22 protein-coding genes and 1 pseudogene are annotated in these 24,676 nt (G+C 60.9%); 11 read left to right on the top strand and 12 right to left on the bottom strand.

Annotated elements, in window-relative coordinates; genetic code table 11:
• Positions 1-66 precede the first annotated feature (66 nt).
• The 3 genes and pseudogenes from NKI64_RS28835 to NKI64_RS28825 form a co-directional block, all read left to right on the top strand.
• On the top strand, positions 67-753 hold the full coding sequence (locus tag NKI64_RS28835) for a response regulator (protein ID WP_023679590.1): 687 nt from the start codon (positions 67-69) through the stop codon (positions 751-753).
• A gap of 306 nt (positions 754-1,059) precedes the next feature.
• On the top strand, positions 1,060-1,596 hold the full coding sequence (locus NKI64_RS28830) for a DDE-type integrase/transposase/recombinase (RefSeq protein ID WP_198025870.1): 537 nt from the start codon (positions 1,060-1,062) through the stop codon (positions 1,594-1,596).
• A gap of 172 nt (positions 1,597-1,768) precedes the next feature.
• Positions 1,769-1,927, top strand: a pseudogene (locus tag NKI64_RS28825) (ATP-binding protein); the annotation flags it as partial.
• A gap of 844 nt (positions 1,928-2,771) precedes the next feature.
• On the opposite strand, the gene groL reads toward NKI64_RS28825, so the two are convergent.
• From groL to NKI64_RS28765, 11 genes are all read right to left on the bottom strand, one after another.
• Entirely contained in the window at positions 2,772-4,427 is a 1,656-nt protein-coding gene (groL, locus tag NKI64_RS28815) for a chaperonin GroEL (RefSeq protein WP_352539073.1), read from the bottom strand.
• 63 nt (positions 4,428-4,490) lie between these two features.
• Positions 4,491-4,787 (bottom strand): co-chaperone GroES, encoded by a 297-nt coding sequence (gene groES / locus NKI64_RS28810; protein ID WP_019863563.1) that lies wholly within the window; start codon positions 4,785-4,787, stop codon positions 4,491-4,493.
• Between the two features lie 432 nt (positions 4,788-5,219).
• Entirely contained in the window at positions 5,220-6,203 is a 984-nt protein-coding gene (gene bioZ / locus NKI64_RS28805; RefSeq protein ID WP_352671526.1) for a 3-oxopimeloyl-[acyl-carrier-protein] synthase BioZ, read from the bottom strand.
• Positions 6,200-7,465, bottom strand: a complete 1,266-nt coding sequence (locus NKI64_RS28800) for an adenosylmethionine--8-amino-7-oxononanoate transaminase (RefSeq protein ID WP_023673641.1) — start codon at positions 7,463-7,465, stop codon at positions 6,200-6,202. Before NKI64_RS28800 ends, bioZ begins: the two co-directional genes overlap by 4 nt.
• On the bottom strand, positions 7,465-8,100 hold the full coding sequence (bioD, locus tag NKI64_RS28795) for a dethiobiotin synthase (RefSeq protein WP_023673640.1): 636 nt from the start codon (positions 8,098-8,100) through the stop codon (positions 7,465-7,467). The genes NKI64_RS28800 and bioD overlap by 1 nt, the downstream gene beginning before the upstream one ends.
• Positions 8,097-9,248 (bottom strand): 8-amino-7-oxononanoate synthase, encoded by a 1,152-nt coding sequence (locus NKI64_RS28790; RefSeq protein WP_023673639.1) that lies wholly within the window; start codon positions 9,246-9,248, stop codon positions 8,097-8,099. Before NKI64_RS28790 ends, bioD begins: the two co-directional genes overlap by 4 nt.
• The gene (bioB, locus tag NKI64_RS28785) at positions 9,245-10,258 is read right to left on the bottom strand and encodes a biotin synthase BioB (protein WP_031203143.1); all 1,014 of its coding nucleotides are present in this window, start codon (positions 10,256-10,258) and stop codon (positions 9,245-9,247) included. Before bioB ends, NKI64_RS28790 begins: the two co-directional genes overlap by 4 nt.
• 92 nt (positions 10,259-10,350) lie before the next feature.
• Complete coding sequence (gene nadC / locus NKI64_RS28780) at positions 10,351-11,205, bottom strand: carboxylating nicotinate-nucleotide diphosphorylase (RefSeq protein WP_023673637.1); 855 nt, start codon at positions 11,203-11,205, stop codon at positions 10,351-10,353.
• Positions 11,202-12,746 carry an L-aspartate oxidase gene (locus tag NKI64_RS28775; RefSeq protein WP_023673636.1) on the bottom strand — a complete coding sequence of 515 codons (1,545 nt, stop codon included), beginning with the start codon at positions 12,744-12,746 and terminating at the stop codon, positions 11,202-11,204. The genes nadC and NKI64_RS28775 overlap by 4 nt, the downstream gene beginning before the upstream one ends.
• Complete coding sequence (nadA, locus tag NKI64_RS28770; protein ID WP_023673635.1) at positions 12,743-13,717, bottom strand: quinolinate synthase NadA; 975 nt, start codon at positions 13,715-13,717, stop codon at positions 12,743-12,745. The genes NKI64_RS28775 and nadA overlap by 4 nt, the downstream gene beginning before the upstream one ends.
• 67 nt (positions 13,718-13,784) lie before the next feature.
• On the bottom strand, positions 13,785-14,753 hold the full coding sequence (locus tag NKI64_RS28765) for an NUDIX hydrolase (RefSeq protein ID WP_023673634.1): 969 nt from the start codon (positions 14,751-14,753) through the stop codon (positions 13,785-13,787).
• Positions 14,754-14,915: 162 nt separating this feature from the next.
• Here NKI64_RS28765 and panB point away from each other — a divergent pair, with 162 nt between their 5' ends.
• From panB to NKI64_RS28730, 7 genes are all read left to right on the top strand, one after another.
• Positions 14,916-15,776, top strand: a complete 861-nt coding sequence (gene panB / locus NKI64_RS28760; protein WP_023707031.1) for a 3-methyl-2-oxobutanoate hydroxymethyltransferase — start codon at positions 14,916-14,918, stop codon at positions 15,774-15,776.
• The gene (gene panC / locus NKI64_RS28755) at positions 15,773-16,636 is read left to right on the top strand and encodes a pantoate--beta-alanine ligase (RefSeq protein ID WP_023673632.1); all 864 of its coding nucleotides are present in this window, start codon (positions 15,773-15,775) and stop codon (positions 16,634-16,636) included. Before panB ends, panC begins: the two co-directional genes overlap by 4 nt.
• A gap of 93 nt (positions 16,637-16,729) precedes the next feature.
• On the top strand, positions 16,730-17,455 hold the full coding sequence (locus tag NKI64_RS28750) for a LuxR family transcriptional regulator (protein ID WP_023673631.1): 726 nt from the start codon (positions 16,730-16,732) through the stop codon (positions 17,453-17,455).
• Between the two features lie 92 nt (positions 17,456-17,547).
• Positions 17,548-18,180, top strand: a complete 633-nt coding sequence (locus NKI64_RS28745; protein ID WP_023707030.1) for an acyl-homoserine-lactone synthase — start codon at positions 17,548-17,550, stop codon at positions 18,178-18,180.
• A gap of 22 nt (positions 18,181-18,202) precedes the next feature.
• Positions 18,203-18,577: a transcriptional regulator domain-containing protein gene (locus NKI64_RS28740; protein WP_352461172.1), complete on the top strand. Its 375-nt coding sequence runs from the start codon at positions 18,203-18,205 to the stop codon at positions 18,575-18,577.
• A 58-nt stretch (positions 18,578-18,635) separates the two neighbouring features.
• On the top strand, positions 18,636-19,046 hold the full coding sequence (locus tag NKI64_RS28735; RefSeq protein WP_023673629.1) for a DUF2285 domain-containing protein: 411 nt from the start codon (positions 18,636-18,638) through the stop codon (positions 19,044-19,046).
• A 179-nt stretch (positions 19,047-19,225) separates the two neighbouring features.
• A complete protein-coding gene (locus NKI64_RS28730) occupies positions 19,226-20,191 on the top strand; it encodes a hypothetical protein (protein WP_023820363.1) in 966 nt (321 codons plus the stop codon).
• A gap of 538 nt (positions 20,192-20,729) precedes the next feature.
• Here the strand turns inward: NKI64_RS28730 and NKI64_RS28725 are convergent.
• Positions 20,730-21,485, bottom strand: a complete 756-nt coding sequence (locus NKI64_RS28725; RefSeq protein ID WP_023731597.1) for a Crp/Fnr family transcriptional regulator — start codon at positions 21,483-21,485, stop codon at positions 20,730-20,732.
• A 2,458-nt stretch (positions 21,486-23,943) separates the two neighbouring features.
• Here NKI64_RS28725 and bluB point away from each other — a divergent pair.
• Positions 23,944-24,579 carry a 5,6-dimethylbenzimidazole synthase gene (gene bluB, locus NKI64_RS28720; RefSeq protein WP_023713007.1) on the top strand — a complete coding sequence of 212 codons (636 nt, stop codon included), beginning with the start codon at positions 23,944-23,946 and terminating at the stop codon, positions 24,577-24,579.
• Positions 24,580-24,676 lie beyond the last annotated feature (97 nt).

Below are 24,676 nucleotides of genomic sequence, written 5' to 3'. Positions count from 1 at the left end.
GCGACTTCCGCTGTCGCCCCGGTCTTACAGCGGACGGTGACCTGTCCGACCTTGATAGGACGTGAAATGCGAACGCTGCTCATTGATCATCATGTGGATCTTACGCGCGCTGTGCGAGTTGCGCTCGGGGATAGCGGTTTTGCCGTTGATGTAGTTGGCAACCTGGAACAGGCGTCGAGGGCATTTTGTTGCGCAACCTATGAAATTCTCCTGCTGGAGTTGGCTCTGCCAGATGGCGATGGCTTGGGCTGGCTGAGACAGCTAAGGAGCAACGGGCATTCAGTTCCAACCCTCATTATGAGTAGCATCAACGATCTCGAGAAGCGGATTGCAATTTTCAACGGTGGCGCGGACGACTTTCTGCTCAAGCCCGTCTCTTTCGATGAGCTCATCGCCAGAATGAGAGCCATTCTGCGCCGGTCGACACAGGTGACCGACCCCATCGTTGTATTTGGCAATCTCAATTTCGATCCGATCGGCCGACAGGTTTCCGTCTCGGGTCATCCTCTGAAGATCGCACGCCGCGAACTATGTATTTTAGAGCATCTGCTTATCCGTGCAGGCCGCATCGTGCCTCGTGCGCAGTTGGAAGATCACCTCTATTCGTTCAACGACGAGGTATCTGCCAACGCGCTTGAAGTCGGAATCTATCGCTTACGTGGACACCTGAGTAGGTCAGGTGCAACGCCACGTATCACGACCATGCGCGGCATTGGTTACATTCTTGAATTGACTGAGGCGGCATCCGCATAGTTGGTCTAAATTGAAAGAACAGACTGCCTGCCGTCGTCAGGTTGAGCTTGTGGCCATAATGGACACCGCGGCCGCCCTTGACGATGGTGTCGGCATGCGGTTCGAACGGCTCTGTCGCAAACCTTTTTGTAAGCGAGCATGGCAAGAAAAACGCCTCAGCTGTGGAGGAGCACGTGATGTTCAAGGGCCGCCATTTCGACCAGTCGGTGATCCTGCTGTGCGTGCGCTGGTACCTGGCCTACACTCTGAGCCTGCGCGATCTGGAAGAGATGATGGCCGAACGCGTTGGAGGTCGACCACTCCACTGTGCATCGCTGGGTCGCCCACTTCTCGCCGCAGCTGCTGGAGCGCTTCAACCGGCGCAAGCGTGTGGTCGGCAGCAAACGTGACGTACATCAAGGTCCGCGGCGGTATCTCTACCGCGCTATCGACATCCTCCGCGATACGGTCGAGTTCTTCTTTAGCGAAAACCGTAACCAGGTGGCGGCCCAACGCTTCCTCCGCAAGGCGCTGACGCGCCATGGCCGGCCGGAGCGCATCGTCATCGACGGCAGCCAGACCAATTACGAAGCAATCCTTTCCTGCGACGCTGAAAGCCGGCTGCGGCAGCGATCGCGGCGACCGCTGAAGCCGATCCGCTCCGCAATAGCCGGCATCTCAACAATCGGATCGAACAGGATCACCGGCGTATCAAGCCGCATTCGATCCATGCTCGGCTTCAAGTCGCATGCGAACGACGTGGTTATCCTCTCCGGCATCGAGATGATCCACATGATGGGCAAGCGACAGGCGAGGTATGCCTACAAGTCTGTCGATCGCTGTTTCGATCTCCTCGCTGCCTGACGGACAGGCCGAAATGGCCGTTCACAACCCCATTTCCAGGTTTGCGACAGAGCCTTTTGTCGGCGTTGCCGGCTTCGAAGGGCCGGTGCGCGCCGAGCGGATCAAGATCACCCCCGGCCACCTTGCTGCGGCCACTCGCCGAGTACGGAGCGGTGGCCGGAGGGAGCTGGTGATGACGACCCTAGATCATGACCTGCTGATCGCAATCCTGGATCGGCTGAAGTTGACGGCGATCCGCGACCAGCTCGACACGCTCATGTCGAGCAAGATCGCGCAGTTCCCGTTTGTCCGCGAACTCGACGGCTTCGGCTTCGACGCGCAGCCATCGGTCTGCTTCAGCCAAACGTATTTATAGGTATGGGACAGGCTGCTATGTCCGCCACCCACGCCTGCTCCGAGGCCCTCCAGGGCAATGGTCTTCGGCGAGGAGGATGAGACGCCGCTGGAGCTCGGGTGCAAGCGCTGCCACGCCCGCTCCGAGGCCCCACAAGGCCGAAGCGCAGTCGTCGGGGTCACGAGGCCCCTCGGCCACGACGACGAGACGTTGCTGGAGCCCGGTGCAAGGGCTGCCACAGATGGCCTGAACCTGAATCCGCCTTTCTTGAGGCGTTGCGACTATCATCGCGGCGACACCGCAGCTCTTGATTTGTGTGCGAAATCCTCAGCAGATCCATCGGGCTGAGCCGCTCAGCAATATCAACGAGAATGTCCAGCGGCAGATCAAGGATACTCAGAGGAGGAAACGCTCTTGAGGCTCAGAGCGCGTCTGCTCCAGTATAGATCAGGATGATTCACCGGGTCCTTCAACGCCAGCCGCCGGTTCCGATGAGAGAATTGTCCCTGATATCACGCTCGATGGAGTTAAATGCCGAGATGGGCGCCTTGCCACGCTCCTCAATGCCCCTCATGATTCACCGCCTATAGCTACCAACTGAATGAATCATCGTGATTGTCGCGCAGCGGAATCCTCAAGGATCGGGCAGTTCGTAGGGGGCGCCGGTTTGACCAGGTTGAGCCCGCGAATTGCTCGATCAGACAAGATCCTAATTCTCGACCATGCGGTGAGGCTCGAACGAGATCCTCGGGACGCACTCCAAGGTTTCGATCATGTTCGGCACACAAGGAAAGGGCGGCATTGCTGCCGCCCTGTCCGCTGTAAGTTGATAGGGGCTGGATTAAAAATCCATACCGCCCATGCCGCCCATGCCGCCGCCGCCCATGCCGCCAGGCATGCCGCCGCCGGCCGACTCCTTCTTGGGAGCCTCCGCGATCATGGCTTCGGTGGTGACGAGCAGGCCGGCGACCGAGGCCGCGTCCTGGAGAGCGGTGCGAACGACCTTGACCGGGTCGACGATGCCCATGGCGATCATGTCGCCATACTCGCCGGTCTGGGCGTTGTAGCCGTAGGTCGCGCCCTTGTTGTCGAGGATCTTGCCGGCAACGATCGAAGCTTCAGCACCTGCGTTCGAAGCGATCTGACGGGCCGGAGCCTGCAGTGCACGGCGAACGATGTTGATTCCGGCAGCCTGGTCGGCATTGACGCCGGTGACCTTGATGTTGGCCGAAGCGCGCAGGAGAGCGACGCCGCCGCCTGCAACGATGCCTTCTTCCACGGCCGCGCGGGTCGCGTTGAGGGCGTCGTCGACGCGGTCCTTCTTTTCCTTGACTTCGACTTCCGTCGCGCCGCCGACACGGATCACCGCGACGCCGCCCGCGAGCTTCGCCAGACGTTCCTGCAGCTTCTCCTTGTCGTAGTCCGACGTGGTCTCTTCGATCTGCTGCTTGATCTGGGCAACGCGGCCCTGGATCTCGTCCTTCTTGCCGGCGCCGTCGACAATGGTGGTGTTCTCCTTGGAGATCGACACCTTCTTGGCGCGGCCGAGCATGTTGAGGCCGACATTCTCGAGCTTGATGCCGAGGTCTTCCGAAATGACCTGGCCACCGGTGAGGATGGCGATGTCTTCCAGCATGGCCTTGCGGCGATCACCGAAGCCCGGCGCCTTGACGGCGGCGATCTTCAGGCCACCGCGCAGCTTGTTGACGACCAGCGTGGCCAGAGCCTCGCCTTCGACGTCTTCCGAGATGATGAGCAGCGGCTTGGAGGTCTGCACGACGGCTTCGAGAACCGGCAGCATGGCCTGGAGGTTGGACAGCTTCTTCTCGTGCAGGAGGATGTAGACGTCCTCGAGCTCGGCAACCATCTTGTCGGCGTTGGTGACGAAGTAGGGCGAGAGATAGCCGCGGTCGAACTGCATGCCTTCGACGACTTCCAGCTCGGTCTCGGCGGTCTTGGCTTCTTCAACCGTGATGACGCCTTCATTGCCGACCTTCTGCATCGCTTCGGCGATCATCTTGCCGACCGACTCGTCGCCATTGCCGGCGATCGTGCCGACCTGGGCAACTTCCTCGGAGGTCTTGATCTTCTTGGCAGCGTTGCCGAGAGCCGCGACCACTTCGGTCACGGCCAGGTCGATGCCGCGCTTCAGGTCCATCGGGTTCATGCCGGCGGCAACGGCCTTGTTACCTTCCTGGACGATCGACTGCGCCAGGACGGTCGCGGTCGTGGTGCCATCACCGGCGATGTCGTTGGTCTTCGAAGCAACTTCGCGGATCATCTGCGCGCCCATGTTTTCGAACTTGTCGGAAAGTTCGATTTCCTTGGCGACGGTGACGCCGTCCTTGGTGATGCGCGGTGCGCCGAACGACTTGTCGATGACGACATTGCGGCCCTTGGGACCGAGGGTCACCTTCACCGCGTCGGCGAGGATGTTGATGCCGTGAAGCATGCGCTCGCGGGCGTCGCGGGAGAATTTTACGTCTTTGGCAGCCATTTTTTAGCTCCTGGCAGGGGCTTGCGATCAAGCCCGAAATTCAGTTGACGGTGAGGCCGATGATCAGCCGATGATGCCCATAATGTCGGATTCCTTCATGATCAGAAGGTCTTCGCCATTGAGCTTGACTTCGGTGCCCGACCACTTGCCGAACAGGATGCGGTCGCCGGCCTTGACGTCCAGCGGGACCAGCTTGCCGGCTTCGTCGCGAGCGCCGGAGCCGACGGCGATGATCTCGCCTTCCTGCGGCTTTTCCTTCGCCGTATCCGGGATGATGATCCCGCCGGCGGTCTTGGATTCGGATTCGACCCGGCGTACGACCACGCGGTCATGCAGCGGCCGGAAATTCGACTTTGCCATTTTTGGATTTCCTTGGTGCGGATGTTGAACGGTGCTCCGTTGCCGGAGCATGCCTAGCACTCAGCCGAAGCGAGTGCTAACGCGGCAATGAGATAAGCCGCAGGCTCCTGCTAGTCAAGACCGAAGAGCAAAGAGCAAAGAGAAAAGAGAAGACAGCAAAGAGCAGCCAGCAAAGAGCGTGTAAGCATCGAGCCTTTTATGTGAACAATGTCGGGTATCCGACATATATGGGGCGGCTCACCCTTTGTAATTGAGCTTTATTCAGATGGTACGATTGGTGCAACGGGTGTTGCATTTGAACTCATCCAGAGGCTCGCACGGGTCGTGCTGCGTCAGCTTGGTCATGTCGAGCTTCAGAAGGCCATTTTTTGGCATTGGTTCTGTTGCTCCTATTGCCATTCATGACCAATCCTGCGCGCGTGAGCCGGCCGGCTAGATTCCAACCACGAGAGCGCCGCCGCTGAGACCCGCACCCGCCGCCGCCAGAAGGATTTTCTCTCCTGGCTGGAATGGCTTCATCTGGTTGGCGAGCGAGAGCGACAGCGGGACCGTCGCGGCCGAAGAGTTGCCGTATTCGGCAATCGTCTTGACAATTGCTTGGTCCGCAATGCCGAGGTTTCTTCCGACCGCGCCGAAAATCCGAGTATTGGCCTGATGCGGCACAAACCGGCCGACATTGTGTGGCCGCACTCCCGCAGTGGCTAGCGCGGCTGTCGAGCAATCGGTCATCATCTCGACGGCCTTTGCGAACACTTCGGGCCCGTCGGTCATCGTCATCCGGGTCTGCCCGAGGTCGAGGTCGCCATGGAACGGCGTGTTGCTTCCTCCTGCGGGAATCTGGATCAGCCCGTAGCGCGAGCCGTCCGAAGCCACCGAGGCACCGAGAATGCCCCGATCAGCATCATCGCACTGACCGATCACCAGGGCGCCGGCGGCATCGGCGAACAAGACTGAGCTCGCGCGCTCGGCTGGATTGATGCGGCGGCTGAGGATGTTGGCGGCGATGACCAGCGCTGGTTTGCCATGCAGGCGGGTGAACCCGTCCGCAAACATGAGCGCATAGATGAAGCCGGCGCCGGCGCCGGTGAGATCGACGGCGCCGGCGCGGCCAAGGCCAAGCTTGTGTGCGACCAGCGGCGCGCTTGGCGGCAGAAGATGGTCGGGCGTCGAGGTGGCAAGCAACAGCAGACCGATGTCGTGGCGCGCAATACCGGCGTTCACCAGCGCCATGTCGCCAGCCCGGGTGGCAAGACCCGACAGCGTGTCTTCGTCCGTTGCCCAGAAGCGCGAACGGATTCCGGTACGCCTTTCGATCCAGCCCGGCTCGAGGCCGAGATTGCTCTCGATCTCGCCATTAGCCACCTTGCGCCCAGGCACGCGATGGCCAAGTCCGAGAATGCGCGACGACTTGCTCATGGCCTTGACCCGAAGCGTTCCCCGGCCTCCTCGATGGCGTCATATAGTCGTTCGAGCTCGTCGCCTGCGATGCAATAGGGTGGCAGAAGGTAGAGGACATTGCCGAGCGGGCGCACAAGTAGGCCGCGCTCGAGGAAGAAAGCGCGCAGCTTCGGACCAATCTCGGCGAGATAACCTGCTGAACCGGTTCGCAGGTCGAGCGCCGCGATCGTTCCCGTGGCTCGACAGTCGGCAAAATATGGATTGTCCCGAAAGCGTTGCAGCCCGACGGCCTGCATCACGCTCAAGGCCGTGATCCGCCCGGCCACTGGCTCGTCGCGCCAGATCTCGACATTGGCGAGTGCTGCCGCACAGGCAATCGGATTGGCGGTGTAGGAGCTCGAATGGAAAAACGTCTTCTTCCGGTCCTCGGAATAGTGCGCCCGGAAGATGGCATCGGTGACAAGCGTTACGGCCAGCGGGATGGTGCCGCCGGTCAAGCCTTTGGAGGTGCACAGGATATCTGGAGAAATCGATGCCTGCTCGCAGGCGAACATGGTTCCGGTGCGTCCCCAGCCGGTCATCACCTCGTCGGCGATCAGCAGCGAGCCGGAGGCCTCAGTGATCTTCTTCAATTCGGCCAGAACCGATGCTGGATACATCAGCATGCCGCCGGCGCCCAGCACCAGCGGCTCGACGATCAAGGCTGCGGCTCGTCGATCGCGGGTCACAGCCTCGAAACGATCCAGCGTCTCCTGCTCGTGCCCCGCGGCCGGAAAGGGGATGATGTCGACCTCGAACAGCAAGGGTTCATAGGCGGCGTTGAACACGCCACGCGCACCGACGCTCATCGTTCCAATCGTGTCACCATGATAGCTGTGCTCCATGACGACGATGCGCGAGCGCGGCGCGCCGATGTTGCGGAAATAACCGAGCGCCATCTTCAGCGCGACTTCGACTGAGGTCGAGCCACTGTCGGAATAGAACACCCAGTCGAGTCCAGCGGGAGCGAGGCCGACAAGCGCCTTGGCCAAGCGCTCTGCCGGCTCGTGCGTGAAGCCCGCAAAGATAATCTGGTCGAGGCTCGACGCGGTTGTCTCGATTGCCTTCATGATGCGGGGATGGCGGTGGCCATGTGTGACGACCCACCAGGAGGAGATGGCGTCCAGGATGCGGGCGCCGTCGGCCCTGTGGAGATAGGCGCCCTCAGTCAGGACGATTTCTGGGATCGCAGGCTCGAGTGCGTGCTGGGTGAAGGGATGCCACACATGAGACTGCGACATCAGTCACCTCCAGTAATCGAGGCGAAGGCGAAGCCGGCAACCATTGCGTCCCTCAGTGTTTTCCCCGTCAGCACATCGAGGTGCGGCAGCCTGCCGAGCTGCGGGGCACCGCTGAATTCCACGATGGTCCGTTGCGTATCGGCCATCTCATCGCCGATGAAAGCGATGCCCGCCAACGGGATGGAGCGGGCGCGGAGCGCCTCGACCGATAGCAAGGTGTGGTTGATGGTGCCGAGTGTGGTGCGGGCGCACAGAATAACGGGCAGCCGCCATTCAGCGAAGATGTCGATTAACCTTGTGCGCCGGTTGAGCGGCACCATTAGGCCGCCGGAGCCTTCGATGACGAGCGGCGTCGGTAGGACGGGAAAAGCAAGATCGGCAGCCTTGATCGCCACGCCGTCGATCTCGGCCGAACGATGCGGCGACAGCGGGCTCCGCAAGCGGTAGGCTTCCGGCAGCACGCGCTCTGAGGGCAAGCCGGCAAGCCGCGCGACAACCTCGCTGTCGGTCTCGCCGTCGAGGCCCGATTGCACCGGTTTCCAGTAAAAGCCGTCCAGCAAACCGGCGAGCCCAGCCGCAAACACGGTCTTGCCAACTCCGGTATCCGTTCCGGTGATGACGATGCGTTGGGTCATATCGCCTCCGGTGATGTTTCGGCCAACACCTCGACCAGCGCCTCGACCATGGCGGAAATGTCGGCTTCGCCAATATTGAGCGTCAGTGAGATGCGCAGCCGCGACGTGCCCTCGGGCACGGTCGGAGGACGAACGCCGCGTATGTCGAAGCCGCGGGCCTGCAGGCGCGCCGCCACTGCCATGGTGCGCCTGACATCGCCGATTACTAAGGGCTGGATCTGAGAGCCACTTGGTGTCACACCCCAGCGATTGACCAACCGGCCGGCGCTGGCGACGCGTTCATGCAGCTGAACACGCCGCATAGGCTCGTCGGCGAGCATTGCGAGTGCCTCGCGCGCCACGACCGCCATCAGTGGCGATGGCGCGGTTGCGTAGATGAATGGCCGGCAACGGTTGATCAGATATTCGCACAGTGCCCTCGGCCCGGTGACGAGCCCACCAGATGCGCCGAGCGCCTTGCCGCAGGTGTGGAGCGCTATGATGTTGTCGCGGCCCTCGAAAGCGGCGGCAAGCCCCCGGCCATCCGGTCCCCAGACGCCGGTGGCATGCGCCTCATCAATGACGATGAATGCGCCGTGCCGATCGGCAAGTGCGACCAGGCTCTCCAAAGGCGCGCAGTCGCCATCCATGCTGTAAAGGCTTTCCACCGCGATCCAGACGCATCCCATGCCGCCTGCGACGCGCCAACGTGTAATCGCATCCTCGACAGCGGTGGCGTCGTTGTGCGCGGCCAGCACGAACTGTGCGCGCCCGGCCTGCGCACCCTCATGCATGCTGGCATGGGCGAGCTCATCGACAACCAAAAGATCGCCCTTCTGCGGCAGGGCGCTCAGCAGAGCGAAGTTGGCGATGTAGCCGCTGCCGAAGAACAGCGCGCGGTCGGCTCCAAAGAATGCCGCCGCGTCTGCCTCGAGCTGCTCGTGTTCCGGTGCATTGCCGCGCAACAGCCGCGACCCGGTGGCGCCAACCGGCGTGCCCCGCGCAATCGCCGCCACAACCGCATCGCCAAGTCTTCTGGACGCGGCCAGCCCGAGATAGTCGTTCGACGAGAAGTCCAGCCCGGCGCGGGGCGAAAGCGTCCGCAGCCGGTCCTTGCGCGCTAGCCCCTGCAAGGTCGCATCATAACGGGCAAGCGGCGCCCCGTTCATTGCGCCTCGAGTTCCATCGGATCGATGCCAAGGCGCCGGAACAGCAGGGTATCCTTGTCCTCACCGGGATTGTCCGCCGTCAGCAGCGTGTCGCCGAAGAAGATCGAGTTGGCGCCGGCAAAAAAGCACAGCGCCTGCATCTCGTCAGTCATCGCGGTGCGGCCGGCGGACAGACGGACATGCGATTTCGGCATCATGATGCGCGCCAGCGCGATCACGCGCACGAATTCGATCGGCTCAATGGGCTTGGCGTCTGCAAGCGGCGTACCGGCGATCGGGATCAGCATGTTGATCGGAACGCTTTGCGGATGTTCCGGCAGATTGGCCAGCGTCACCAGCATGTCGATCCGGTCCACCGGCTCCTCGCCCATGCCGACAATGCCTCCACAGCAGACCTTGATGCCGGATTTGCGAACGTGGTCAAGCGTCTCGAGCCGCTCGGCAAAGCTCCGCGTACCGATGATCTCGCTATAGTAGCGTTCTGACGTATCGATGTTGTGGTTGTAGTAGTCGAGGCCCGCCTGCTTCAGTCGAGCGGCTTGCTCAAGATCGAGCATGCCGAGTGTCATGCAGGTCTCCAGGCCCAGCGCCTTGACGCCTTCGACCATCGCCACCACCGCATCCATGTCGCGCGCCTTGGGGTTTCGCCAGGCCGCGCCCATGCAATAACGGGTGGCGCCGGCATCACGCGCCTTGGTCGCTTCGGCGATGACGCGCCTGACATCCATCAGCTTGGACGCCTCCAACCCGGTTTCGTGACGCGCCGACTGGCTGCAATAGCCACAATCCTCCGGGCATCCTCCGGTCTTGATGCTGAGCAGCCGGCTGAGCTGGACCTTGTTTGGATCGAAATTCTGGCGGTGCACCGTTTGCGCCAGGAAGAGGAGATTGTTGAAGGGGGCATGGTAAAGTGCCTGAGCCTTCTCCAAGGTCCACGCTCCAGGGTCAGGGGGGTCAAGAGATTTGGCCTGTGGCGGTGTCTGCGTTGAACTTGCCGTTTGCATCTCCATGCTGTTCCTCCGGTCTGTCTTGCGGGTCTTTGCTATCTGACTATGATGATCGGAAAGGACAGTTGACCCAATCCTGTTCGTTACTCAGACAATCATGAGCCCCGATGGTCGAGGCCGATATCCAGGATCGGCGCGCTGTGGATGAGTCGGCCGACCGAAATCAGATCAACGCCGGTCGCGGCAACCGCTCGCGCTGTATGCGACGTGATCCCGCCAGAAGCCTCGGTGATAGCGCGGCCACCGACCATTGCGACGGCGCGGCGAAGATCGGGGAGGGACATGTTGTCGAGCAGAACCGCATCGGGAGCGAAGCCAAGTACCTCCTCCAACTGGGCCAGAGTATCGACCTCGACTTCGATCTTGACGAGATGACCGGCCGCTCTTCGTGCTCGCTCGAGCGCTGGCCGGACGCCGCCTGCGATGGCGATGTGGTTGTCCTTGATCAAAATTGCATCGTCCAGGCCGAAGCGGTGATTGGACCCGCCACCTGCGCGCACGGCATACTTTTCGACTGCCCGCAATCCGGGCGTCGTCTTGCGGGTGCAGACGATCTTCGCGCCATATCCACGAACCGCAGCGACCATCGATGCCGTTGCTGTGGCGATGCCGCTCAGATGGCACAAAAAATTGAGTGCCGTCCTTTCGGCTGTGAGAATGGCCCGGGCCGGGCCAACCACTGATGCAATGACCTCTCCATCCACGACATTGCAGCCGTCTGCCCGCTCCACGGAGATTTCGACACCAGGATCAATCAAGCCGAAAGCGAGCATCGCCAGATCGATGCCGGCGACAACTCCGGACTGTCGCGCCACCAACACGGTTCCCGCTTGGCATTCCTTCGGGACGATGGCGTCCGTGGTCAAGTCGCCGGCTCTGCCAAGGTCTTCAAGAAGAGATGCCCGTACAAGCGGCTCAAGCAGGACCGTGGGGAGCGGTGAGAGCATCATCCCTTTGCACCTTCGGAGCTTGGCGAGTGTCCGAGTTCCCGCGCAGCCGCCAAGGCGGCTTCGAGCGTGATTTCGGACCGTCGGGCGGCAGTCGCATGATGAGGAAAATCTGTCCGGTAATGAGCGCCGCGGCTTTCTTCGCGCAACAAGGCGGCAACAGCAATCATTAGCCCGACAGCCGCCGGATCCGAGACCGCATCCTTGCTTTCGGCGAGCGGCAATAAGGCACGCGCGGCTGCTTTCAACGCTTGACCATCCCGGACGATGCCGAGTGCGCGCGACAGAAAAACGCGCACGGCTATCGGAGCGGGCGGTGGGTAAACGTTCGCAAACGCAGGCCTTGTTCTGCGCGCAGGCGTTCCGGCGACGCTTTCAGCGACCCAGCGGGCGCACACGATTGCCTCCGTCAAGGAATTGCTGGCGAGCCTGTTGGCGCCATGCAGTCCTGTCGAAGCGACTTCGCCGCAGGCCCACAGCCCCTTGACGGAGGTCCTGCCCGAGCTGTCCACGGCAACGCCACCCATGTGGTAGTGTTGGGCCGGACGAATGGGGATGAGATCGCGCGCGGGATTGATGCCCGCTCCAAGGCAGGCTGATGCGATTGTCGGGAAATGTCGAGCGAATGCCGGGCCTGGCCGTTGTCGGGCATCGAGAAAAACATGGTGGCCGTCCGCAAGATGGTTCCACACGGCGCGGGCCAAGACATCGCGAGGCGCAAGTTCCGCCCCGGGCACGCTCTGGAGAAAAGCCTGGCCGGTTTCATCGATCAGGGCAGCACCTTCGCCTCGCACAGCCTCGCTGACCAGCGCCATAGGGCGTTCTGGGCCGTCAAGCGCGGTCGGGTGGAACTGAATGAATTCGAGGTCGGCTAGGACAGCTCCAGCGCGGGCCGCAAGCGCAAGGCCTTGTCCGCAACTGCCCCAAGGGTTCGTGGTGTCGAGAAACAGTCCCCCGATGCCACCGGTGGCGAGAACCACCCGCCGTGAGCCGAAGAAGAAAGGTGCGATCGAACAGCTCGCCCAGACGCCTCGGATCGCATTCTCTCGCACTGCGAGCCGGCGCGCTTCCACGCCCTCCACGACAACTATCGACGGAGTGGAACGCACAGCCGCGATCAGCGCACGCATGATCTCACGCCCGGTGCCGTCCCCATGCGCATGAACGATGCGACGTCGGCTGTGTGCGGCCTCCAATCCGAGGCACAGTGATCCTTCCGGCCTGCGGTCAAAGCGAACCCCAAAGCCCGCAAGCCCCTCTATGGCCTTGGGCGCGGCTTGGAGTATGCGGCTCGCCACGTCTCTGTCGCAGAGACCATCCCCGGCGGCAATCGTATCGGCCAGGTGCATTGCCGGATCGTCGTCTTCGCCGAAACTTGCAGCCAGGCCCCCCTGGGCCCAGGTGCTCGAGTTGTCAGCTCCCAGCAGCGACCTTGACAGAAGAAGCACCGGCTCCGGCGACAGTTGAAGCGCGGTCATCAGTCCGGCGATGCCGCCGCCGATGATGATGGGCCGCCCGAAGAAGCTGCGGAGGTCGGCGCTCAAACTGCCAGCATCCGTTCGACCGCTAGCCGCGCGCGCCCGGCGATCCCGGGTTCGACGGTTACGACATGGTGGTTCTGCTCGAGCGCCGTGCGGATGTTGGCAAGCGTGATCCGCTTCATATGCGGGCACAAATTGCAGGGCCGGATGAACTCGACCTCTGGGTGCGCTAACGCGACGTTGTCGCTCATTGAGCATTCCGTCATCAGCACGACACGTGGCGGCCTTTGCCTTTCGACATAGTCGGACATGGCAGCCGTCGAGCCGGAAAAATCTGCTTCAGCCACGACGTCGGGCGGGCATTCGGGATGGGCGAGCACGACCACGCCGGGATGGCTTTCGCGCAACTCGCGGATGTCGGCCGGTGTAAAGCGCTCATGCACCTCGCAACGCCCTTTCCAGGCGATGATCTGCACATCTGTCTGAGCGGCGATATTCTGGGCCAGATATTCGTCCGGCAACATGATCACCCGGAGAACCCCAAGGGATTCGACGACCGCCTTGGCGTTGCCGGATGTACAGCAGATATCCGACTCGGCCTTCACTTCGGCGGACGTATTTACATAAGTGATGATCGGAACGCCGGGATAACGCTGGCGCATCAAGCGCACGTCTTCTGCCGTGATTGAGTCCGCCAACGAGCAACCGGCGCTGAGATCCGGAATGAGCACGGTCTTGCCCGGATTGAGGAGCTTGGCCGTTTCGGCCATGAAATGGACGCCGGCCAGCACGATGACTTGCGCCTCGACCGTCGCAGCCGTGCGGGCTAGTGCCAAGCTGTCGCCGACGATGTCGGCCACGCAGTGGAAGATCTCGGGCGTCTGATAATTGTGCGCCAGGATGATCGCGTTGCGCTCGCGCTTCAGCGCAAGGATCGCCTCGATATCCTCGGCGAAAGCCGGCCATTCAATCGGCGGGATCACTCGTCGGACGCGCTCGTAGAGCAACGCGGCCGTAGGCAGCATGGCGCCCATCGACCCCCTCCCGCTTATACTCTAACTGAAAATAACCAGCATATACTTGCTGTGAGTATAAGGGATGTCAACCCCGCGCCAGCGGCAATTTTGTCCCGGCGATGAGCCTATCGTCGAGAACGGCGTGGCGGAAACGGAAAAGCTTCGCTGGCCGGCCGCCGGTCTCAGTGGTGGCCTCTCCGGTCTCCTCGACCAGCTCCTGCTGTTCGATCAGTCGGCGAAAGTTCGGCTTGTGGATGAGCCTGCCGGCGAGCGCCTCCACGGTTCGCTGCAGCTGCAAAAGCGTGAAGACCGGCGGCATCAGCTCAAAGACGACTGGGCGGTATTTGATCTTGGAGCGCAGCCGCGCAATGCCGGTCGCCACGATGCGGCGATGATCGGCGACCATGGACTTGCTGGGCACCAGCGGCGGGGGTCCTGCGTCCCGCCCTCTTACGGCCTCTTGGACCAGGCCTGCTTCGTAGACTAACTCATAGCGTTGAAGCGTGAGTTCCTCGTTCCAAAGGCGGTCGTCGAAGCCAAAGGCTATCGTCGCCCGCTGCCAGCGTTCACGTCGCGTGGCCGAATCGCCAACCCCGTTTGCCCATTCGATCAGGCGCGGCCGCAGAACGTCCAGCACGACCGCAGGCGTGCCGGAGCGGTGGTCCTCCCATGGAAAATATTCATACCAACTCTGCCATCCGCACTTGGGCGAGCCCGCTGCCTGTTCCTTGCGCGTCAATGCGAGATAGCTGATGGAGATGACGCGCTGCTGGCGCTCGGCGCCGATGCGATCCCGATCCGCGAACGTGTAGAGTTGCTCAATGTACCCCAGCCGATGGCCGGTTTGCTGCTCGACCCACCCCCTCAAGCCGGATTGCAGCGATCGGTGCTCAAGCGCAAAGGGACCGGAGGGCAAGGTGTCCGCCTGGCCGATGGTGAGGACACAGGGTTGACTGCCGTTTACGGCGACCACAAAGGCGATCAAGTCCACTTTGACGTTGTCGGCCTTGCCGGCGGCTCTGTCTTTCCTGAGTCCTATTGCCTGATCGTCCATTATTTGGCCAACTCGGGGGCACCTTAATCGATTTAGTGTAAGCGTGCCAATTGGCACGTCAACACCCCGCAGCTGCATGGCCATTTTTTTGCTCTTCGCACCTGCACAAAAATGTGCCAAAGGCGACAGCCGCAGCTGGTAACGTAGGGGAAGGAGGGTCCCATGAGCGCTTATGGTGACACCAGGGCGATCACACCGCCGGATATTCGTTCGCGCAAAGGTGGGACGCCGCTCGTCTGCCTTACCGCCTACACCACCCCAGTCGCCCGGCTTGTCGATCCCCATTGTGATGTGGTGCTCGTCGGCGACAGCGTCGGCATGGTTCTCCACGGCCTGCCCTCGACGCTCGGTGTCACGCTGGAGATGATGATCACGCACGGCCAGGCGGTGCGCCGTGGCATCAAGCAGGCGCTGATGGTGGTCGACCTGCCGTTCGGTTCCTACGAGGAAAGCCCAGAGCAGGCTTTCCGCAATGCCGCGCGCGTCATGGCCGAGACCGGCTGCACGGCCGTCAAGCTCGAAGGCGGCGAAGCGATGGCAGAGACGATCGGCTTCCTCGCCGCACGCGGCGTGCCCGTCATGGCCCATGTCGGATTGACGCCGCAGGCCATCAACACCATCGGTGGCTACCGCGTACAGGGCAGGGGCGGGGATGCCGAGCGCATCAGGCGCGACGCAATTGCGGTGGGCGAAGCGGGCGCCTTTGCGGTCGTCCTGGAGAAGGTTCCTGAGGCGCTCGCCCGCCGGATCACCAAGGAGGTGGCGACCCCGACCATTGGCATCGGTGCCTCGGCAGCCTGTGACGGCCAGATTCTCGTCGTCGACGACATGCTGGGCCTCTTCGGCGACTTCCGGCCCAAGTTCGTCAAGCGCTATGCTGAACTCCGGGAGGCGGCTGCGGCTGCGATCGCTTCCTATGCGCGCGAGGTGAAGGAGCGCCAGTTTCCCGCCGCAGAGCACGTGTTTGCCGATGCGCCCAAGCCCGCCGACACGGACGCCACCAAGAGCGGAGAAGCAGCGTGAGCGTGCCGATCGTCAGGAGCGTTGACCAGCTTCGCGAAAGCGTCGCCGCATGGCGCTGCGAAGGTGTGAGGATAGCCCTGGTGCCAACGATGGGCGTCCTGCATGAGGGCCATCTCAGCCTGGTGCGCGCTGCACTCGAGAAGGCAGACCGTGTGATAGTGACGCTCTTCGTCAACCCGAAGCAATTCAACAGCCAGGCCGATCTTGCCGCGTATCCCCGCACCGAGGACGAGGATGCCGCCAAACTGGCACCGGTTGGCGCGCACCTGCTTTATGCGCCAGATGCAGAGGAGATGTATCCGGCGGGCTTCGCCACCACCGTTTCGGTTTGCGGTGTCAGCGAAGGCCTGTGCGGTACATTCCGGCCGGGGCATTTCGACGGCGTGGCGACCGTCGTCGCCAAGCTCTTCCTGCAGACCAGCGCTGACTTCGGCTTCTTTGGCGAAAAGGACTTTCAGCAAATTCACCTGGTCAGGCGCATGGCCCGGGATCTGGATATTCCAATCACCATTGTTGCCTGTCCGACAGTCCGCGAAGCCGACGGTCTTGCGTTATCATCGCGCAATGTGCGGCTCTCGCCAGCGGAACGCGCTGTTGCTCCCAAGCTATCATCGGTCCTGCTCAAGACGGCTGAGCGGCTTCAGCGCGGCTCACCCATCCTGCCAACGCTTGCAGAATCTCGCGCAGCAATTCTGGCTGCAGGCTATCGCGAGGTCGAATACCTGGAACTTCGCGATGAGGCAGATCTGCACCCGATAACAAGCCTCGATCGACCGGCACGGTTGCTTGCCGCCGCCTGGCTCGGCGGCACACGGCTCATAGACAACGTCAGACTATTTCGGATTGGTTCAACAGATTAGCCACGTTCTCGGCACGCGCCGTATTCGTCCGGGATCATCTAAAACAAGGTCTCTGCCTAGCATTGAGCGTTACGGAGGTTACGCACAGGACACATGCATCGCGTGTTTGAGAACTTCGTCGAGCAACTGTCTGCAAGTGTTGATGCTGCCGATCTCTGTGAGGCAATGGCCTCCGCTGCAGCCGGCTTCGACTTCCCGCTATTCGCCTATTTCACCTACCCGTCAGCCTCCGGCGACGCCCCCCAATTGATTTCAAACTATCCTTCATCCTGGACGTCACGTTATCTGCAACAGCGGTACCACAGTCTCGATCCGGTCATCCTGCGCGGGCTGCAAGGCTGGGATACATTCGATTGGGGTGTGGATCGCGCTCGGCACGGTCTGCCGAATTCGCAGCAACAAATTCTAGAGAGTGCGGCTGAGTTTGGCATCTGCGGCGGCCTGACGATGTCCATGCATGATCATCTCGGCCGGTTTGCTGCCCTGACCTTTGCTTCCGACGAGTCCCGTCCGCCTCTGTTGCGGTCACTGGCACGTTACGAAAAAGCATTGCAGCTGGTGGCCATCAACTTTCATATCCATGTCCGGCGAAGGCTCGCCGATCATCGCGTGGTGGATGGTGTAACGCTCACCCCGCGGGAGTTCGAGTGTCTGAAATGGGCGGCGCGCGGCAAGTCGGCTTGGGATACTAGCCAGCTTCTCGGCGTCTCAAAGCGCACCGTGACCTTTCATCTGGAAAACGCCAAGGCAAAGTTTGGCGTTCGAACGATCAACCAAGCCGTTGCACGAATGGCTGCCTCCGGCCTGACGAGATCCTGATTCTCAGCCAGGATACCTGTAAACCTCTACAGGCTGCATCGCTGTCAGCTTTGCCCTTCGATGGCGGGAACACATCCCACATGGAGGCGACCATGATGCAACTGATAGCACCAGACTTTTACAGTGATTTTGCAGGCGAGCTCAAAGAGATGCACGGGCTCAGGTTTCGGGTGTTCAAGGAAAGGCTCGATTGGGAAGTTGATACCGAAGACCAGATGGAATCCGATCCGTTTGATGCTCTCAAGCCTGTCTATCTGCTCCTCAAAGGATCCGACTGGCGAATTCGCGGTTGCGTGCGTCTTTTGCCCAGCACCGGACCCACAATGTTGCGCGACACCTTCCCGGTGCTGCTGGGTGCTGACGTCGTGCCCTCGACCACCGACATATGGGAGAGCAGTCGTTTCGCGCTCGATCTTCCTCCGTCGGCGCCCAAGGCAGCGGGCGGGCTGGCTCAGGCGACCTACGAGCTCTTCGCGGGCATGATCGAGTTCGGCTTGGCCAAGGATCTGACCCGGATCGTAACGGTGACGGACACGCGCATGGAGCGGATCCTCCGCCTTGCTACGTGGCCATTGTCGCGCATCGGAGAACCCAAGTGCGTCGGCAAAACGGAGGCGGTGGCTGGGTTTCTCGAGATTTCCCACGCGAGCCTTTTGCGCATCCGCAGCAGGGGACGTCTGAGCGGACCGGTACTGTGGCAACCGGTTCTAGGCCCGTCAGCATAGCGCCATTGTGGACACCTGTGCCATGAAGGATGCTGGTTTGCCCAAGGAAGCGACGGTCGGCCTTGTATGCTGGCCGGACTGGCGTCGCCAGGACGCTTACCACTACGCCAGACGATTGCCACGCACTGGCTGGGCCTGGGAGTTTCTTCGGCGCAATCCACAATTCCAGCGCGACCACGCCAAAATGGCACCGTCCGCCTGCTTCGTCGGAACCCAGGCCGACATGAAGATAATCGAGTTGACGACAGAATCAGCTTTCCTAAGACAATGGAGCCTCCTTTTTCGCGGACGCGCCACAGTCGGACGCTACATCGGCGAGGGTCTTTTGGGATCCGCGCGATTGCGCCTGTATTCTACGAGCGGCCGCGGAGCCGCTGGGGCTCGACCACGATTTTGAACCGCTTCACCTTTCTTCGCTCTCATGCTGCAAGGACATCCTGCTGACAGCTGCGGGCATGCAGCACGTGCTGCTGAGGGAGAACTGCCGGAGTCTGCAGATCGCCGTTTCCGGTGCGTCCGTCCTCCGCCCGTTGCGGCTATATGTCGACGCAATCCTTCAGCCGCAGCACCTCAAGTTCCATGTCGCTGCCCTTCAGTTCCTGAACGACATCAATGATTGCCGCCGCGTGTCAGCTGCTTGCTTTCCGCCGGAACACCGCGGAGCGCGTCTGCGTATTGTACTGCAGGCTTTGGATGGCTCGCTGGCGGGAGCATCTCATCAGGAGGTCGCCATTGCCTTGTTCGGGAGACGCCGTGTCGAAGAAGATTGGCGTCATCCAGGCGGCCATCTTCGCGATCAGGTACGTCGCGCCATCCAACGCGGCCGCTACCTGATGGGCGGCGGCTACAGACAGTTCCTGAGGTAATTGGAGTGGTTGCGATTGTCTTATACGAACGCGCAACCTCCATTTTCTCACTGCAATGGTGCGTTGCACAAAACGTGGCAAGCGCCTAGTTCTTCCGCGGCGAATCGGGTTTCGGCGAAACACCGGGACCCAACTTCGTCGATAAGTGCATTCATGACCTGAGGACCCCGATGACCGTTATGAACTCCGACAAAGCCGGCGCTGCAAGCCTTGAGACAATCGCGCGAAACGGCAGCATGCTGCGTCGCATAGCCGTACGCATTCCGACCTACCTGTCGGATATTCGCGAGAACCCGGCGTGGCTGCCCATGTTCATGTTAGCGCGCACCATGCCGGCACGGAGAATGCACTGGCGTGGTGCAAAGCCGGTCCGAAGGCCGCAAAGAGCCCAGGACACGATGTTTGCCGGTGTCAATTGCCACGACGTTGTCGACGCGCTGCGGATGGATGGGCTTTTTCCCGGCCTTGTCCTGCCTGCAATGGTGGCTGAAGATGTAGCCGCATTCGCCAGGTGCACACCTTGTTTCGGCAATTTCGATCGCCGACTCGAGTTCATGCCGGCGGAGCATGCGGAGGCTGAGGCGCGATTTGGCCGTCCGTTGCTCAGCGGCCATTATTTCGAGCGCATTCTGGGCTGTAAGTCGGCCGTTGCCATCCAAAACGATCCGCTGCTCATGGATATCGCGGCGCACTATCTCGGCGGCCAGGCGACGCTGATCACGACGCGCGTCTGGTGGAGCTTCCCGACCGGCCAGGCGTCTGACGCGGACAAGAACCTGGCTTCGCTCGGCAAATACCACTTCGACCTGGACGACTGGCGGATGCTGAAGTTCTTTTTCTATCTGGTGCCCGTCGACGAGGGGACCGGCCCGCATATCTATGTTCGCGGCAGCCATGATCGCCGTGCCCTCAAGCACCAATTTACGCTTGTCGTCGGCCATCCAGCGCAAGAGATTCTGGACGTCTACGGCAAGCAGAGTCCGGTCACGCTGACCGGCATGGCCGGTTTCGGTTTCGTCGAGGATCCGTTCGGGTTCCATATGGGCACCGTGCCGTCGCACAGGCCACGGCTGATGATGGAAGTTGGCTTCGGCGTTTCTCCTCCATCGCGCCGCCGCTTCCATGGCGAGCCTGTGATCCGCTGATTTCGAAAAGTCCCGAAACAGCCTTCCCGTTGTGAGGGAAAGATAAGGCTATGCCGCCAATCGATCTGTTCCGGGCCAAAAGCGGTTGTCTGCACATGCCCTGAACTTGGCTGGTGCAATGAGTCTCGCCATTGCTCCAGCCAGCGCATCAGTGCCTGTTTAATCGAGGTTAGATGGCAGTGCGCCCAAGAGATCCTCCTCGATATCGCCTGCCGCGCGAAGCCTCAGATGCTCTTCGAAAACCTCCTTTACGGACCAAGTCGTCTCGGGTCTCCTTTGAGTGGCCGGAAGGTGGTGCACAGCCGTATCGTGCTTCGGAATCCTGAACGAAGGCGAGGGGCGGTTTGTTCCTCGCGGGGCGCATGCAGCGGTGCCGGCATGACAGCTTCGTCTTGGATCCCGATGCTCGGCAACGTCGGCGGTGAAGGCTCTGTCTAGGCGGCTTACGTGACTCCAATGCAGGAGATCGACCATCTCCTGTCGAGCACATTCGTTGGCGATCACCGTCGCGGCGCTACGGACGCCGCGGCGCCTGCGATCAATGCAGTTTGCCGACTAGCCGAGCGTATTCGGCTTCAGCCCTGCCATATGACCCATCTGCCAGCGCAATTAGACGCGCGCGATCAAGAATGACTACCTCTCCTCGCATTGAGCGTATCAGACCTTGGCCCTCCAAGGTTTGCAGCGCTATGGTGACGCCGGGCCGCCTGACACCGAGCATAACTGATAAGAACTCGTGCGTAATCGCAAAGCTGTTCCCGTCGACGCGATCATCACACATCACCAGCCATCTTGAGAGCCTGTCGACTATGTTCATCCGGGCATTGCTGAGCGCGGTGAAGCTTGCCTGGAGGTGAAAGTAGTGAACGTAGCGGAGCAGAAAGGTTCGCAAGGTTGGGCTTGTCAGAAGCGCCTTGGTGAAGAGGCCCGCGTCGATAACAAAGGCTCGGGCTTCTAATTGGACGTAACAATCGTGCGTTGACCGGTCATCGCCCATGATAAGCGCTGAGCCGGTCATGCCCTCACAACCAATGATTCCGATCTCAGCTTCGATACCAGGCCGCAGCTCGCCCACCACTGACCCGAGACCGCTCTCGAAGAAGTACACGGTGCTGATTGGTGACCCCGCCACTTCGAGATGCGTCTTCAGCCCAAGGGAGACGCTTTCGAAATGAGGTTGCAGCAATGCCAAATCTGCCGAGCACATTCGTAGCAGCAGCGAATTGCGATAGATCGAATTTTGGCCGGTGTCGCGTTGCGCGGCAGTGTGAGTTTGTGAACTGGAGTCTGTCATAGCTCCCTCTCCCTATTGGGGCGGAAGCATGTTGATCGCTCACAGCCGACGGACGCCCTTAGAGTTGCCGTCGATGGCACACTGTATGCCTGCCGACCGCGGATGTCCCATTTTTTAATCAATTACGTTAATCGGCCCGAGCCAAGCTTTGGCGCACCCGCTCTAACGCGGCATTCAGATGCTCCAGAAATTCGTCATCGCTTTTGGTCGCCAAGCCGACTTGTCGAGCGCGAGTTACAATGCGCTCCTGGAGTGAAACCGCTGTCTCATAGTGGTCCACGATCATCTGAAATGAAGCGCTCATTGGGGCGGATTGAAAGGGCTGTGCCATAGCACAACCCTAGCTCCACGAGGATGAGAGTTCCATGCCGGCCGCCGCTTGGGTAACAATCGTACAATATACCCAAGACTGACCGCGCTCTTTGGTTATCCTCCCAGAAATCCGGTAGCCTTGCGTGGCGCAGCTTCTCTTCGCTCTTCGACCTCCTGACCCGGCCGACCAGTCCCGGCTTCAGCCATTCCGCCTTGTCCTTCTTATGCTCATTCGGGACCGGGACGCCGACCTCGCCCTGCACACGATCCCACAGCGTTTGCCTTTTGTCGGCCTTGACGGCTAACATCGCCCGCCCTTGTAGGACCGCTTTCAGCCATGATCACCTCGGGGGCTGAACGAAGCGCGTGGTTGTCGACTCTGTCGGTCGTCGCAGACGCTTACGGAGGCCTCACCGCAGAGGGAGATGCGCACTCCGGCTCGACGACGGCTGTCGAAAATCAGACTGATGTGGATGCACTACCATCGATCGGCACTAAGATTCTCGACCTCGGCAATAAGCTCCTCTGTACAGCAAGCGACCTTCCTGCCTCGCAATATCAAAAGTCAAACCCCGCCGCAGATGCATATGCCTGGCAGCACGCGTCGGTCTTTGGCCGCGCATCTGCCAAACCGAAATCAAGTAGCCCGCCATCGCGCGACCCTCAACGCGATCTTGATCATTGCAGTGGGGCAATAACTTATCTCTTTGGAGCTTGGTGGTGATATATAGGCGCCCAAGCCAGCGCTAATATTGCATGGAGCTAAAATGCCCGCTAAGATTTCTTGGGTGTTGGCTGGCGGGTGTTTGATGCGGTTTCATCGTCTAGGCGCGGTCGCTCTGGGTCTGGCGTCCTTCATCAGCAGCGCTCATGGCCAAGAATCCTGCGACCCTAACTACACAGGCGCCTGTGTTCCAATCGCCAGCGATGTCGACTGTTCCTCCGGAAAGGGCAATGGTCCCGCATACGTACACGGGCCGGTCTCCGTCGTAGGCACCGATATCTATGATCTTGACCGAGACGGCGACGGAATAGGTTGCGAAAACGGCTAGAGGAGGAAAGTCGCCCTCCAACTTCATGACGGCACCAGCCCATCCGCTGTTGATGGTAACGGTCACCTCCGAGTTGAGGGTGAGCAACGTTCCCAGCCATTTGCATCAAATATCAGCTGCGACTTATGGCGACTCTGCGGTACGACGGTCGAACACCTTCCACGTCTCAACCGTCTCCTGCCTTACGTTTTGTCAATTGGTAGCTGATTGTAGAATGTGCCAGTAACTGGGATGCTCATCTCGTTCCACATGCGCGAGCCCTGATGCGCGTCAGTTATTTTTACTCTCCGGTCACGATTGAGACCACTGGCCCGGGCGATGTTCCCCGAGAAGAACAAAGAGGTAGATGGTGCCGGCATGGTCCCACCAATGCTCTCCCCTTGTGAACGGCATCCAAACTTTTCGGCGGGCTTGAACAGCGGCCACCTTTGGCGGCTGTCGAGGGCTGATGATAGATTCCATTCCAGCTCTTTCTAATGTGCCGTCCGAACAGTGAACGAAAGTAGAACATATAGTTCAAGCGCGAATCGACTGTGAGAGGGATGAGCTCCAATTTGGGTCATGCCTGACGCTGGTGGAAGACGAAATTGCGGTGGCGACTGGAAGCTCAGCGATGCACCAAATGGAACTGGGCAGCTGGTGCTGTCCGCTGCGGCGCTATGACGTCAGACGATGGTATCTGCCGAATGACCTGGGGAATCTTCGGGGACGTCGAGGCCGACGTGGTCGGAAGCAAACTGAGTTGCGGGCGATGCGGCAGGAACGAGTATATGCAAGCTGAGATGCCTGTCGCTGTCTCCGCGTTCCAGGCCGACGTTCTCTGCATTCGGAGGCCTGGTGAGCGATACGGGTGCGCCTGAGTGTCAATGGCGCATTTAGCAACGGCCTGGTACACGATTCACCGCGGTGCGAGCTGATCGAAACTGGCTTGGTCGATTGCATCGTAATAGCGCCGCCCACGAGGAAAGATTTTTCTATCGTTTGCGGTCGGGGTCGCATGACGCGATTGTCGGACGCAACAAGCCAGCTTGGCAATAGGCAGAGGCTGTCCACACTGTACTCCCTAATGCCAATCCATACCTAACGAGACCGCCATGCCGTCACCTCCAGATTTCACCGACGATTTTCGCGCCGAGCTGATCACGCTGCTGCGCTGGCGCAGGGATGTGCGGCGCTTCGAGCCGACGGCTCTGCCAGAGGGTACGCTGGAACGCCTGCTCGAGCTCGCCAGCATTGCGCCCTCCGTTGGCCTCAGCCAGCCCTGGCGCTTCGTAGTCGTCGAGAGCCTCAAGCGGCGCACTGCCGTGAGAGACTGCTTCGAGCGCTGCAATGCTGAGGCGCTCACGCGCTTTTCGGGAGAGCGCGCCGCACTCTATGCCCGGCTGAAGCTTGCCGGGCTCGACGAGGCGCCCTGTCAATTCGCGGTCTTCGCCGACCGCACGACCCGACAAGGCCATGGGCTCGGTCGCATGACCATGGCGGCGACCATCGACTATTCGGCCGTCATGGCAGTGCACACACTGTGGGTGGCGGCGCGGGCGGAGGGCATCGGCATGGGCTGGGTGTCGATCCTCGATGCGACCGAGATGGCCGAAATTCTCGACACGCCGCCCGAATGGACGCTGATCGGCTATTTCTGCCTTGGCTATGCCAGCGAGGAGCACGACATGCCGACCTTGGAACGCGAATGCTGGGAACATCGGCGGCCGCCGGTGGTGATCAGGCGATAGTGGGGCTGCTCATCATTCGCCTCTTCCCTGGCGATGAGCTTGACGCAGATCGGGTCGCCCTTCGCCACATTGCCATTCCAACCGAAGCCGAGGTTCG

The organism is Mesorhizobium sp. M0478, assembly GCF_040321305.1.
In the GTDB taxonomy this organism is placed as follows: domain Bacteria; phylum Pseudomonadota; class Alphaproteobacteria; order Rhizobiales; family Rhizobiaceae; genus Mesorhizobium.
The sequence above is the reverse complement of the archived record's forward strand: the minus strand, read 5'-3'. Positions and strand labels throughout refer to the sequence as shown.

Excerpts from the sequence above, each read along its gene's own strand:
- NKI64_RS28835 (WP_023679590.1), top strand. The coding sequence starts at position 67 with ATGCGAACGCTGCTCATTGATCATCATGTGGATCTTACGCGCGCTGTG.
- groL (WP_352539073.1), bottom strand. The coding sequence starts at position 4,427 with ATGGCTGCCAAAGACGTAAAATTCTCCCGCGACGCCCGCGAGCGCATG.
- groES (WP_019863563.1), bottom strand. The coding sequence starts at position 4,787 with ATGGCAAAGTCGAATTTCCGGCCGCTGCATGACCGCGTGGTCGTACGC.
- bioZ (WP_352671526.1), bottom strand. The coding sequence starts at position 6,203 with ATGAGCAAGTCGTCGCGCATTCTCGGACTTGGCCATCGCGTGCCTGGG.
- NKI64_RS28800 (WP_023673641.1), bottom strand. The coding sequence starts at position 7,465 with ATGTCGCAGTCTCATGTGTGGCATCCCTTCACCCAGCACGCACTCGAG.
- bioD (WP_023673640.1), bottom strand. The coding sequence starts at position 8,100 with ATGACCCAACGCATCGTCATCACCGGAACGGATACCGGAGTTGGCAAG.
- NKI64_RS28790 (WP_023673639.1), bottom strand. The coding sequence starts at position 9,248 with ATGAACGGGGCGCCGCTTGCCCGTTATGATGCGACCTTGCAGGGGCTA.
- bioB (WP_031203143.1), bottom strand. The coding sequence starts at position 10,258 with ATGGAGATGCAAACGGCAAGTTCAACGCAGACACCGCCACAGGCCAAA.
- nadC (WP_023673637.1), bottom strand. The coding sequence starts at position 11,205 with ATGATGCTCTCACCGCTCCCCACGGTCCTGCTTGAGCCGCTTGTACGG.
- nadA (WP_023673635.1), bottom strand. The coding sequence starts at position 13,717 with ATGGGCGCCATGCTGCCTACGGCCGCGTTGCTCTACGAGCGCGTCCGA.
- NKI64_RS28765 (WP_023673634.1), bottom strand. The coding sequence starts at position 14,753 with ATGGACGATCAGGCAATAGGACTCAGGAAAGACAGAGCCGCCGGCAAG.
- panB (WP_023707031.1), top strand. The coding sequence starts at position 14,916 with ATGAGCGCTTATGGTGACACCAGGGCGATCACACCGCCGGATATTCGT.
- NKI64_RS28750 (WP_023673631.1), top strand. The coding sequence starts at position 16,730 with ATGCATCGCGTGTTTGAGAACTTCGTCGAGCAACTGTCTGCAAGTGTT.
- NKI64_RS28745 (WP_023707030.1), top strand. The coding sequence starts at position 17,548 with ATGATGCAACTGATAGCACCAGACTTTTACAGTGATTTTGCAGGCGAG.
- NKI64_RS28740 (WP_352461172.1), top strand. The coding sequence starts at position 18,203 with ATGAAGGATGCTGGTTTGCCCAAGGAAGCGACGGTCGGCCTTGTATGC.
- NKI64_RS28735 (WP_023673629.1), top strand. The coding sequence starts at position 18,636 with ATGCAGCACGTGCTGCTGAGGGAGAACTGCCGGAGTCTGCAGATCGCC.
- NKI64_RS28730 (WP_023820363.1), top strand. The coding sequence starts at position 19,226 with ATGAACTCCGACAAAGCCGGCGCTGCAAGCCTTGAGACAATCGCGCGA.
- NKI64_RS28725 (WP_023731597.1), bottom strand. The coding sequence starts at position 21,485 with ATGACAGACTCCAGTTCACAAACTCACACTGCCGCGCAACGCGACACC.
- bluB (WP_023713007.1), top strand. The coding sequence starts at position 23,944 with ATGCCGTCACCTCCAGATTTCACCGACGATTTTCGCGCCGAGCTGATC.